Annotated in this window: 9 protein-coding genes and 1 pseudogene (1 of these 10 only partly in view); all 10 read right to left on the reverse strand. The window is 33.4% G+C overall.

The window, feature by feature from the left end:
- Nucleotides 1-59: 59 nt before the first annotated feature.
- Nucleotides 60-1,901: an FtsX-like permease family protein gene (locus LAV82_RS25495; RefSeq protein ID WP_499717185.1), complete on the reverse strand. Its 1,842-nt coding sequence runs from the start codon at nt 1,899-1,901 to the stop codon at nt 60-62.
- On the reverse strand, nt 1,873-2,652 hold the full coding sequence (locus LAV82_RS25500) for an ABC transporter ATP-binding protein (protein WP_029321001.1): 780 nt from the start codon (nt 2,650-2,652) through the stop codon (nt 1,873-1,875). Before LAV82_RS25500 ends, LAV82_RS25495 begins: the two co-directional genes overlap by 29 nt.
- A gap of 24 nt (nt 2,653-2,676) precedes the next feature.
- Nucleotides 2,677-3,438: an ABC transporter permease gene (locus tag LAV82_RS25505; protein ID WP_013060072.1), complete on the reverse strand. Its 762-nt coding sequence runs from the start codon at nt 3,436-3,438 to the stop codon at nt 2,677-2,679.
- 17 nt (nt 3,439-3,455) lie between these two features.
- On the reverse strand, nt 3,456-4,286 hold the full coding sequence (locus LAV82_RS25510; RefSeq protein WP_499717186.1) for an ABC transporter permease: 831 nt from the start codon (nt 4,284-4,286) through the stop codon (nt 3,456-3,458).
- The gene (locus LAV82_RS25515) at nt 4,283-5,017 is read right to left on the reverse strand and encodes an ABC transporter ATP-binding protein (RefSeq protein ID WP_499717187.1); all 735 of its coding nucleotides are present in this window, start codon (nt 5,015-5,017) and stop codon (nt 4,283-4,285) included. The genes LAV82_RS25510 and LAV82_RS25515 overlap by 4 nt, the downstream gene beginning before the upstream one ends.
- Nucleotides 5,018-5,103: 86 nt before the next feature.
- Nucleotides 5,104-5,709 carry a flavoprotein gene (locus LAV82_RS25520; protein WP_013060075.1) on the reverse strand — a complete coding sequence of 202 codons (606 nt, stop codon included), beginning with the start codon at nt 5,707-5,709 and terminating at the stop codon, nt 5,104-5,106.
- Nucleotides 5,710-5,733: 24 nt separating this feature from the next.
- Nucleotides 5,734-7,092, reverse strand: a complete 1,359-nt coding sequence (locus LAV82_RS25525; protein ID WP_013060076.1) for a lanthionine synthetase C family protein — start codon at nt 7,090-7,092, stop codon at nt 5,734-5,736.
- A 24-nt stretch (nt 7,093-7,116) separates the two neighbouring features.
- Nucleotides 7,117-9,000, reverse strand: a complete 1,884-nt coding sequence (locus LAV82_RS25530; protein ID WP_013060077.1) for an ABC transporter ATP-binding protein — start codon at nt 8,998-9,000, stop codon at nt 7,117-7,119.
- Entirely contained in the window at nt 8,966-12,184 is a 3,219-nt protein-coding gene (locus tag LAV82_RS25535) for a lantibiotic dehydratase (protein WP_499717188.1), read from the reverse strand. The genes LAV82_RS25530 and LAV82_RS25535 overlap by 35 nt, the downstream gene beginning before the upstream one ends.
- An 85-nt stretch (nt 12,185-12,269) precedes the next feature.
- Nucleotides 12,270-12,416, reverse strand: a pseudogene (locus LAV82_RS25540) (gallidermin family lantibiotic) (it continues 81 nt past the right edge of the window).

Raw genomic sequence — 12,416 nt, forward strand, 5'->3', positions numbered from 1 at the left:
AGTATTTTAATTATCTAGGAGAGATAAATTAGTACCCTCCTAGACAAAATATCATCTTTTCATAGAACCTTTTTAGAGTAAAAGTAACTAGAAATAAGATAGATAATAAACTGAGACACTCCAAATATTAAAAATATTACTATTATAGAATAAATTGTAATTCCTTCTAATATATTTTGCAAGGCATTAGTAGCTATAAATAAATTCAATCCCCCTAACGATAAAGGAACAAAGAATATTACCGAAATTTGAATGTACAAAGTCCTTTTAATTTCTTTAGCTGTAAGACCCACTTTTCGTAATGAGTGGAATACTTTTTTATCATCGTTCATATCTTCATACAGTTTAAACCAAAGCAGACTAGCTAAAGCAAGAAACAAAACTAAGCATATAAACAGTCCTGTAAGTCTCAATATTGAAGATAATTGAACTGTATTTTCATAATCGAGAAGTCGAATACTATGAAGATTATCCGATTTGAACAAGGTTGTATCTGATAATTTCTTTAAAATGTTATAAATTTTTGCATCCTCTTTAAAATCTAATTTATAGAGTGACAATCTTTTTTCAGAAATCGTTGTTTTATATATTTCACTAAAAGTGTTTTTCGGTACAGAGATAATACCCTCAATTCCATCTATAGGATTAAGAACTCTTTTACCGTTCATATTTTTTACTTTTAGATCTCTCTCCCCTTTTTCAGATTTTAATTTTAAGATTTCATTAGTAATATCATCAGTTTTTTTATTATTAAAAATATAATTATTATTTTTTAACGAATCTTCATCTTTTATAAAAGATGGGTCATTCTGTATTACTAAAAATTGCTTCTTCCCACTCTCTGAAGAAATTTTTAATCCTTTCCACTTATTCATGTGTAAATCCTTTATTCCTTGTCTCTTCAATTCAGCTATAATATCTTCTATTTTGTTTTCCTTCCCCTTTGATGCAACAAATAATGCTCCTTGAGGGTGAGTGCTTTGCATTCTTTGAGTGTTCTTTTCTATATATAACTGAATAGCACCGATTGATATCATAATTGCAGATAATAGAATAGATACGATGAAGATAATCTTTGCATTATAAAATAATCTTTTTCTCAAACTTATAAGAGTTAACATCTTTATCCCATTCAACTGCCGTTTTTCTTTATTATTCAAATAAGATATTACACCTACTAAACCATTTGAACAGAATAGGTATGTGCCTACTAGTAATAATGCTAATAGGGGTAAAAAAGCAAATAATAGCATAGGTAAAGATGCATAAGAGATAAATATATAAGAAACCAAAAGAAAGCAGATAGATAAAATGAATTTAACCCTAGAGAATTGAGCTGAAGGTTTAGGTTTTTTTTCTTCTTGAAATAACTCTAGAACTGCAATTCGTTTAATCTTGAAATAACTACGACATGAAACAAGTAAAAATACTATTCCAAATAAAATAACCGTAACAAAAACAGCCACGGGAGAGAAAGTATAAACGAACGATTGATTTGAAAATAGAATATCACTCATGAAATTAAAGAAAATCTTTGATAACAGCATTCCAAATAAAATGCCAACTAAAATAGAAAACGTACCAACTACGGCGTTCTCTAAAACGAGCACGTTAAACAATTGCTTTCTAGAGGCCCCAAATGTTTTCCAAATACCCATTTCTTTTTTTCTTTCTCTAAGGAAATGCTCATGTGAATATGCGATAAAAAAACAAGAAAATAGCAAAATAATAATTTCACATGCAATTAATAACTGTTCTGTTCCCGAAACCTTTGGATATAAAAGAAAGGCTGCGTACATATAAAAAATTGCTACAGAAAGAATGCTACTAAGTATGTATACTGTATAATGAGAAAGATTACGGGTTATATTCTTAGTTATATATTTCCACATTGATATCATTATCCTCCACTTCCTTAGCGATAAAAGATAAGATTCTTTGATTGAACTTAGACGTATCTTCTAATTTGGAACGCTTCATTTCATGGACAATTTGGCCATCCTTTAAAAATATGACTCTGTTACAAAAGCTAGCAGCTACCGAATCATGAGTTACCATTAAAATAGTTGTTTTGTACTTTTCATTTAACATTTTTAAAGTATGTAGAACATTTTGAGCAGATTTAGAATCTAAATTCCCTGTAGGCTCATCAGCAAATAATAAAGCAGGATTGTTAATAAGAGCACGAATGATGGCAGCTCTTTGCTGTTGCCCCCCAGAGACTTCATAAGGATATTTAGTTAAAAATTTTGTCACTTCCAACTCTTCAGCAAATTTTTGAAGTTTATTCTGGACACCTTTCTTATCTCCTTTTTTTAAAGCAGCAGGTAATAAAATATTTTCTTCAATAGTCAAATGATCTAACAAGTTGTAATTTTGAAAGATGAAACCAATATGCTCACGTCGGTAAATACCTAATTGTTCTTCTTTCATACCTGTGAGAGTAGTTCCCCCGACCTTGATATCCCCTTCTGAGGGGATATCAAGGGAAGAAAGCACATTTAATAAGGTAGACTTTCCACTTCCCGAAGGACCCATAATTGCTACAAAATCGCCTTCTTCAATATCTAAACTTATATTCTTTAAGACAGGGTACGTTCTGTACTTAGTTTTATAAACTTTTGTAATTTCTCGTGCTTCCAATATAGCCATTTTAATTCTTCCTCCTATCTTTATTTAAGAAGTAAATTCTTTTTTACTCCAAATCCTTACACAAGCACCAAAACCAACTAACATAATAACAAATGCAAAAACATATAAAGAATTGCTAGTAGTACTCAGAGTATGAAAGATACTTTGAACTGATAATAAGAAAAATGAAAGTTGGCTGGAAACATACAAACAACCTACATATAACCCAATTAACAAGAAAAAGCTAATAACTGCATTTGAAATAATTACACTAATTAAACTAGCAAGAGCTAAACAGCACATCTGGATGATGAAAAAGAGACCATACACTTGTACTGTATATAATATAGCTTCTATAGCATTCTTCTGTTGACCATAAAAAGTAAAATCATTATCTGGTTTTAAGAAGATAAAACCAAACGCTATACTAATCCCTAGGATAATTAATAAATGTACTAGTACCATTAAGGCCAGAGAGAACCATTTTGAAATTAGAAATGATTTTCTTTTAAAAGGTCTAATTAAAAAAAGACGATATGCTCCTGAGTTATATTCTACATTAAGGCTATTCAGAAAAAATACTGGCATAAAGATCAATGTAAGTAAGAATGAAGATTCTTTTAATAAGAACCATGGAAAATTCCAAGTATTTAAAGGAACTTGCTGATCGTTATTGTAAATTCCAACTCCATAGTATCTTAAGAACCAAGCTTGAAGAAGTACAATTACAGTAAAAATCCCAATCATCCATTTACTTTTTCTTTGGCTCCAAAGTCTCTCCCATTCGCTTATAAATAATGCTTTCAATTAAAACCCTCCTTGAGTCAAATAAAATAATCTCTCTTCACAAATGTCCAATAACCAATTAAGCCAAATAGAGCAATGTATACGGCTTGAACTAAAATAATGTAAGAATTTAGATTGTTAGTTGATGAAAGTAAAAACGCTATTCCTGTGTGCTGAATTTTCACGATAGACATGTACATAAGGTGAACCACTGTGCTGTGCCCGATAATTGTTTGCGTCGAGAATTCTAAGAGCTGAGGAATGGCAATTGCTAAGAAAATAAAGCCAACCCCTGCCCCAAGTGTTATCATTGTACTTCTGCTTATCGATCCTAATAATGTAAAAACTGATACAACGCTAATCATTGTCACAAAACAAGCAAAGAAATATTTTACGTTATATAATAAAGCTGCTACTAAAGATAATTTCTGCTCATCTAGAAATGTTATTAAGGTATTAACCTTAGGAAAAAAGATATAACCAGCAACGGTATTTAAAATCCAAAATAGAGTTAAATACAAGAACATGGTTGTTAAAATAGTAGCTAATTTTGCTAAAAAAAGTTGAGTGGTAGAAAAAGGGCGGATGAGGATCATTCTTAGCTGCCCATTTTCTATCTCATTAGCTATAACCGTAGAAATTAGTATTATAGCTATGATATTAAAAGAAACAACGAGATGTTCAGAAATGCTAATTATAGGGAAGTTCAAAGAAGTTACATAATCTGGTTGTCCTGGTGACACTCGTTCATTCCAATTTAAGTAATATTTAACTGAACCTAGCGACATTAAGGGTATAAAAAATAGTATGATCCATGATATCTTTTGTGACCATAATCGTTCTAACTCTGAAGTGAAAAGTCCTTTCATGATGTCATCATCTCCACAAATACATCTTCCAGTCTCTTGCTTGGATCTTTAATTAACTCTTCTTTACTTCCTTGTGTAACAAGTTTACCGTTACGAATAATGACAAGATGATCACACATTTGTTGGATTTCATCAAGTAAATGACTAGAAATGAAAAATGTTAGATTTTTCTTTTCTCGAAGTTCAAGAATTAATTCTCTTAATTCTCTCATTCCCATAGGGTCAAGACCATTTGCTGGCTCATCTAATAAAATGACATCTGGTTCTCCTAAGAGGGCTTGAGCAATTCCCAGTCTTTGTCGCATACCTAATGAATAATTCTTAATTTTTACATCGGCATCTTCCGTTAATCTTACAACAGATAATGCTGCCTCCACTTGCTCTAACTGTTCTTTTCTCGAAAGGGCGGGATATAGCCTCGCTAAATTTTGTAACATCTTTCTGCCTGACATATACGGGAAAAAGATAGGGGACTCTATAATCGCTCCTACATTTCTTAAAGCCTGTTGTCTATCTTTATTTACATCTTTACCCCCTACCATTATTGTGCCTTGAGTAGGGCGAATAAGCCCTGTAAACATTCGCATAACAGTTGTTTTTCCAGCTCCATTTGGTCCCAAAAACCCGCATATATCTCCTTTATACACCTTAGTTGAGAATTGACTTACAATATTCTTTCCACTCACTGTTTTTGTGATATTATTTGCTTCTAAAACAATTTCTTTTTTCATATTCAATCCCTCCTTATGGTTTAATATAAAAGACAAATATAAATAAAAAATAAAGAAAAGAAAAAAACTCACATTTTTGTGAGTTTTTATTGAACTTCAACTTTTTCACAAATATTCGCTAGTCTATTTCTTTCTTCTAATTGTTTAGAAATGATGTTCAATATATTTTGCGGATTAGGTAAAACATAGTTAGGTCTCAATGACATAGTTGCAATTTCAAAAGCTGTTGTTTTTACAGGAGGTACAACAATATGATCATATTGTTGTAGTAGCTTAACATTATGCTGAACTACTTTCTTTTCCCACATTAATTTATTCATGTTTGGAAAAAAGATAACAGGTTTATCATGAGCTAGTATTACTGTACTTAATAAATCAGTTGCTAGACCATGAGCTGCTTTAGATAATGTGTTTCCTGTAGCTGGAAGTACGGCCATTAAATCGGCCCACCTCGCTAATTCCACATGTCCTATGGTTCCACTTATGCTAAGCTTTTCATCAATAAATACCTCGTCACAATATAACTTTACTGTCTCAGCTGGGATAAGTTGAACTGCACCTTTCGTCATTACAACTTTTACCTCACTAAAGTTTGCCTTTAGCATAGCTAAATATTGAAAAATGCCTGCTACTGCAATCGACCCACTTACCCCTACCAGTATTTTTTTCTCTACAATATTCTTAACGTCCATTTATCATAGCCCCCTGAATCTTAATTAAGAAAGTAAAAATGCCCCGTCCCACCAAGGTTCTTCCACTGAACTTAAACTTAGTAAAGGTAATAATACGCCAGTTACACCTTCGAGTAATCCAGCCTTGTTTAATTGATGTGACTTCTCTCCATTGGATTCTATATCTCTAAAACCAAAGGGTGCATTAGGATCATATGATTCTTCTATATAATGTACTAACTCTACTATTGATTGAACTGAGATTTGATTCTCTTCATCTTTTGCCATCCTTATAAGCATTTGTAATAATCCTGCTCTTCCATGACAAAATGTTGGCGATACTAATTCCCATTCTTCTTTTGGTTCTACTATTATGTCCTGATAAGCTCCTACTGCACTCCTTATTGCTGCTGTGTCGCCCAAGGCCTTTCCTGCTAAATATATACTTCTCGCTACGCCTGGGTCTCCATAACACCAGCCCTGACGTTTTGGATAAGAATGAGATATTTTAGAAGTGGCTACTTCTTGAAAACTAAGTCTGGAAGGCCAACCACTGTCTACTTGTTTCCACTTCATTAACCAATTGGTAATCTTGAGTACAGCTTCCCTCTGACCAGGTATTTCAATTCCCTTTTGAATCGATAAAGCCATAAAAGACAGTGGACCCGGTATGCCATGAGCAAGACCACAATTAAAATTCCCTTCTGGAAACATAATTCTATCTTTTTCTAGTAGTTGATTCGCTTTTGAAACATACCACCCCGGTACTTTTTCACCATTTACCTCGATATCAGAAGCCATATCCACAAAATAAGTAAGTATTTTTTTTAGTGCCTCATGATTTTCTTTATGCTTCGTATTTTCAATGAGATAGCGACCTATTCCTGTCATTCCTTGTATCACATCATATTTTAGAGGATGTACACCTAGTTCCTTCTCTGGTTCATTTAATATCTTTTCTAATTGCATCAATATAAAATTATTTAAGACTTGGAGGAATCTAGAATACCTCTCATAATTATGGGATATATATAACGTGGCATAAGCGACACCTGTTATACCTCCAAACATCGAAATACTATTGACCCCTTGCCTTTCAATAACCTTCTGTACTTCTACTAAATGGTTATGTGCGACAAGGTCAAACCCACTATCAGGGAACTGACGGTCAAGTTCTCCAAATAATAAAATAGTGCCTGGAAAACCATGGGACAATGTGATAGGGTCCCATGGATTCAAATTACCTGCCAATGATACGTTATCAGGAGCCATTACTATCTTTTCTATACCACTTGGATCCTTTAACTTTTCAGCTATGCTTAACACTAATTTTAGTGCTTTATTTCTTGTCTCATTATCAATTCCCTTTAACCAATACGTTTTTTGGTCAGTAGTAGATGGCATAATTTTCCCCTTTCTCCTTACATCTTATGAGCTTGCTTGTGTTGCACTGGCTTCTATATAACTCTTAGCTTGCAGATTAAATAATCTGGCGTATATTCCATTTGTGTCTAAAAGTTCTACATGAGTCCCATACTCCGCGACCTCTCCTTTATCAAGTACTATAATCCTGTCAGCGTATTTTACGGTTGAGTAGCGATGAGATATGAAAAGTCCCATACTTTTCTGAGCAATCTCTTGAAAATCTTGAAAAACTTCTTCTTCGGCTGCTGGATCTAAAGCAGCAGTCGGTTCGTCAAGAATATATAAACTTGCTCTTCTCATATAGGCTCGCGCAATAGCAATTCTTTGCCATTGGCCTCCAGATAATTGAATACCGTTAGCAAAAGTTTTTCCGAGCTGAGTATCCATTTTATCAGGCAAGCTATCAATCATTGTAAGCGCTCCGGACCTCTTAGCTGCTGCTTGTATAGCTACTAAATGATTAGACCTTTTGTAATCACCATAACCAATGTTTTCTTTGACATCTAACTCATATCTCACAAAATCTTGGAAAATAGCACTAATTCTATCCTGCCAATCTTGCGGCTGATAGTCCTCGATTCTTTTACCATTCAAGAGAATAATCCCCTCATAATCTGTATATAGTCGTGTTAGCAGCTTAACAATTGTTGATTTTCCAGATCCATTAGATCCTACTAAAGCCAAAGTCTCTCCAGGTTTAATATGAAAATTAACATTTTTTAATGTGTAATTCTCTTGCCCTGGATATTTAAAGGATACATTTAAAAATTGAATACCTTCTTCCGTTGAAGAGACATTTTCTAACGTTTTTTCCTCTGAGACATTAGGTTTATCTGTGCTTTCTGGAACATTAAGGAAGGAAAATAATTGTGTCATATATAGATTGTTTTGATGCATGTTAAAAACCATATACATTAACTCATTTGACGTTTTTTGAGTCGTGTTGACAGCTTGAAAATAAGCAATAAGGCTACCAATAGCAATTAATCCCTGGATTGTATCTTTAACAATCATAAATTGAACGAATATTACAAAAATTACACTTATCAATTGAAAAGATAAATCAATTCTCATCTTTTTTAAAAGCAAATGGCGATCCTGATTATAGAACTTACTAAATAAGTCTGAATAGTTTCTTAGTAGTAAGCTGCCTAACCCAAATATTTTAACTTCTTTAACGGTAATATCAGTGGTCATTAGATAGTAGTAATAAAACTGTTTTCTTGTCTCCTCTGCTCGCTTATGGCTTACTAAAAATATTTCTTTTCCCACATTCACAATAGACCAGGCGGATATTAAAGGTAATAAAATTAAGATCAATGTAAATTCCCAGTTCCAAACCATTAAAATTATTGAAATAGAAATTAAAGTAATAGCACCTTTTACGATCCCCATTAACTCTTCAAAAATAGCAAACGGCTTATACGTGGAATCTTGCCTTGCTCGTTGGAGTTTATTGTATACCTCTGGGTTTTCAAAGCTTGCATAAGGTAGTCTTTTCGCTTTTTCAATCAATTTTACATTTATTTTGTTAGACAGTAGGTTTCTGTATAGTTGCTTATGCGTTTCTAGGATTGAACCGGTAGCGCTGGTTAATAAAGTGACAACTGAAAAGAAGATAAAAAAAGGTAAAATGTCGTAAAAATAGTTATCTTTGTACCCTTGGATATACAGATTTTGCACCATATTTACAAGATATTTTATTGCTAAAATCAAGGAAGCTGGTAATAGCCCATTTAGAAAATTTAGGACAAGAACACAGAAGAAATATCCTCTGTGTGTCTCCCACAAAAGCTTAAATAGACTCGGCCAGTATCGAAAAGATTTTAGAATGCTAACAAATGATACTTTCTCATTTTCCATTGTAGGATCTAGCGTATTCTTCATTCTTATTCCTCCAATACTTCTGGCTGGACAAAATATGTCTAGTAAAAGCTAATGCTTTCTTCTCTAATTCTCTATTTGCTCCTAATAATCGATTACAGTACATATGAATAATTGCTCCCATAATCATTTGATGCTCATTCCAAAGCATATCTCTTTTCTGTAACTCTTTAATTTCAGTCACATAACGGGTTAAAGATTCTTTACGAATCAAGAAACTTTCATATATAGACTTACCGACTCCAGAATTATAATTACGCAAGTTTTCCCAATCATTTCGTGAATCTCCTATTAGAGATAATTCTTTTCGCAACGGTCTAAATTCATCTATATACTCATATTTTTCTGTATTATTTTCTATAGAGGCTACTTGTTGCGCGTAATTCAACCTAAAGTTATCCATGATGTCTATAATTGAGAGCGATGCCATTACATAAGCTGGAAGATGATTTTGTTGATTTAACGTACTGAGAATCATGGTTACAGACTGACTATCGTAATGAAAATAATCCTCAGCTTTTTCTATTAACATGGGACCACCATAACGCTCTACTTCTCGTTCATATGTGTCGATAGTAATCTTTTGGAGTAATCCTAAATCCATTAGTTTATCTGCCCATTCCCTTAAACGAGGAAGAACTAGACCACTAAGTTTAGAAGGGTCTCCCTGAAAGCGTAAACGAATATGTGCATCAGGGTCTCGGTAACGCATAAAGAACCATGATGATGCCATATCACTTTTAACCATTTCACTAGCGAAAGGCGTAAGATATTTTAGTATTAAGTCATTCTCTCTTGCGTTTGGAGCATAGAGTTTTACATATAACCACTCGCTCCCTGGTAATTTGTAGATTATTTTATTACTTACAATATCTTTTTTCGCTTCCCCTATTGCACCAATTTTCTTTCTTCGCTCAGTATTTTCTGTTTTCTTTAAAGGAACAACTATTTCTACAGCATGTCTCCCTAAAGGGCTATTTAAGCAATTTTGATCCCGATCTTGAAGAGTTTCTCTTAATTGCAACCTTCCTTGCTTGAATAATTCATTTTTTAGTTCACGTAGGTGTAAAGTGTTCTCCAAGTCAATTAAGATGCGATTGTCTCCATAAGTCATAAATACATTACGAGGAACTGACCACTTTTCGCGCCATTCTCCAAAAGCTTTAAAAAATTCTTCCTCATTCTGAGGCTTCTCTCTCATACCGAAAACCTCTTTATTTAATTTCCAAATACTGGGTGAAAGAACAATGTTTTTATAGCGAATTCTTGGATAGTAAGGAGAGTGTGCCATACTTCCCCAATTAAATGGTCGCCATTGGTCTAAATCATTGAGTGAAATCTCCCTCATAAAACGATAAATATTAGGCGCACTTTGATAATTAAGCATGTTACCGGCTACTACTTTAATTCGTTTGCCTAGTTTTTTTGACTTCATATAGAAGTTCTCTAACGATGCTCCTACCACAATATCATCGATAGGTAACTGGATTGTCTCTTCATCACCGTTTGTTCCCAGAGTGACGTTCACTTTTCTTGTCGTTTTTCCAATTGCTACGTTGGCTGATCGGCCAGTTGCTGGCAGAAAGGAGCCTTCTACCATCACGGTATCTTCGTTGAATTCAAGGTCAATTTTTTGTTGATACTGTTGTATTTTTAACGAAACATCCGGATCTAAGATATCTAAAAATCGACCAAATGTGCTACCTAAGGCATTAGATCCAGGGTTAGGACTTAAACAGAATGTATAGTTACCTTGATCTAAGTCCTCTTGTGAAGCAGCATGTAACTCTCCATATACTTCTAAAGAGTCAGGCGCATATCTTCTATCTTTTTCTTTACTCATTCTCTGAGCTATTTCTTCTGTAATCTCGATTTCTTTTTCTTGATTATGAATAGCTTTAATAAGAAGATATGATAACTGACTATTACGTTCTTGATTTATAGAAGAGGTGGTAGTATCTCCTCCCCTTTTCCCATGTGGATTTTGATAAGAGGCAGGTGCACCGAGACCTAACTCTTCACTTAATAATTCTAGTAAAGGAACTTCTCTAGATGTTCCGTATTTTTCTAAAAAATCAACATGATACTTTTGTAAATGTTGAAATCCCACTCCCTCATCAGCTATCGACCATAATATTTGGGCAGCTTTGCTTATGTCTTCTCCTACCTTTTCTCCAATAGTTAAGTCTGTGGCATTTAAGGAGAAATCTACTTGAAGGGGAGTTGTAACTTCATAAATATGTCGCATTTGTGAAATCAAATCACTATAAAGGGAGAGACCTTCTCCTAATGGTAATTGATTATAAGTATTGATTAGTTCCCTTACCTTTAACAGTTCCTCATAGAGCTCTATCTTCTCATCTTTTTCTTCTAATTTTCTAATGAGATAATTAAATGGATTATCAATAGTTAAAGGAGGCCTTAGTTCCGTTATAAGATATTCTTGTTCCAATAGCTGTATAATAAAGCGTTGGATTATTGTCACATCTGTATTTGGATAAATAGTATGTAACCTTTGTGTAATTTCTCTCACTGTTATTCTTTCCTCAGCTAAATTAAGAACCTTTTCAACCACTTCGCTATAAATTATGGAAATATTTTCTCTTTTCTCCATTCCCATTTTTCTAAGTTGACCACATTCAGTTGAAAATGGCAAATGAAGACGATCGCCTACTACATACGATGCACGATTCTTATCTACAATTAGAGAAGGAAGGATATTGCTCCTTTCTAAAACTGAAATAACTCCCAAAAGCCACTCCATATCTGGTCGTGCCCTCTTCTTAAACTCTTTGAAATGATCTATTTTCAGGGAAGAATTCTTTTTAAATTGTCCAGCTGCTACTCCTGAAAAAGCTCCAAAAGGAGTTGGTCTAGTTGTCATTCTTAACATGTAACGCAACATAGAAGATAAAACTTGTTGAGTTTTTCTATTATTTAAATCACCATGTATGTAATGAAGGGAATTTAATAGAGAAGGACTTGCAATAGCAATGGCTTCTTTTACATAATCTTTTTCTGCATAAGCTCTTAACTTTTCCACTAATACTGCTTCGTCTTTAAGTTGGTCGAAGGTATGGGTTGGTAAAAACGGGGCTCTTAACATAAAAAATGGAAGAGGTTCAAATAAATTATTTTCAGTAGTTACGCTAGATTTATGATTGAATTTTTCTTTTTGTAATATCAATTTTAATCTCCCTTTCCTTTTATAATATAATTCAAAAGAAGAGAAAAGAGGGAACAACATTGTTTCCCTCTTTTTCAACTTCTAATTAGCAGCAGAAGCTGTTCCAACTACCTGTATCTCCACAACCTGGTGTACATAAAGATACACTTGTAATTTGTGGATCTACATCACTTGAAGCAGTTGTTACTTGTACATCTAAATCAAAAAGGTTTTTTACGTTATTCATTTTTCA

The sequence above is a fragment of the Bacillus sp. ILBB4 genome, assembly GCF_035064545.1.
In the GTDB taxonomy this organism is placed as follows: domain Bacteria; phylum Bacillota; class Bacilli; order Bacillales; family Bacillaceae_H; genus Priestia.

Bases quoted from the DNA above. Each gene is read 5' to 3' on its own strand.
- LAV82_RS25495 (WP_499717185.1), bottom strand. From the start codon at position 1,901: ATGATATCAATGTGGAAATATATAACTAAGAATATAACCCGTAATCTT.
- LAV82_RS25500 (WP_029321001.1), bottom strand. From the start codon at position 2,652: ATGGCTATATTGGAAGCACGAGAAATTACAAAAGTTTATAAAACTAAG.
- LAV82_RS25510 (WP_499717186.1), bottom strand. From the start codon at position 4,286: ATGAAAGGACTTTTCACTTCAGAGTTAGAACGATTATGGTCACAAAAG.
- LAV82_RS25515 (WP_499717187.1), bottom strand. From the start codon at position 5,017: ATGAAAAAAGAAATTGTTTTAGAAGCAAATAATATCACAAAAACAGTG.
- LAV82_RS25520 (WP_013060075.1), bottom strand. From the start codon at position 5,709: ATGGACGTTAAGAATATTGTAGAGAAAAAAATACTGGTAGGGGTAAGT.
- LAV82_RS25525 (WP_013060076.1), bottom strand. From the start codon at position 7,092: ATGCCATCTACTACTGACCAAAAAACGTATTGGTTAAAGGGAATTGAT.
- LAV82_RS25530 (WP_013060077.1), bottom strand. From the start codon at position 9,000: ATGAAGAATACGCTAGATCCTACAATGGAAAATGAGAAAGTATCATTT.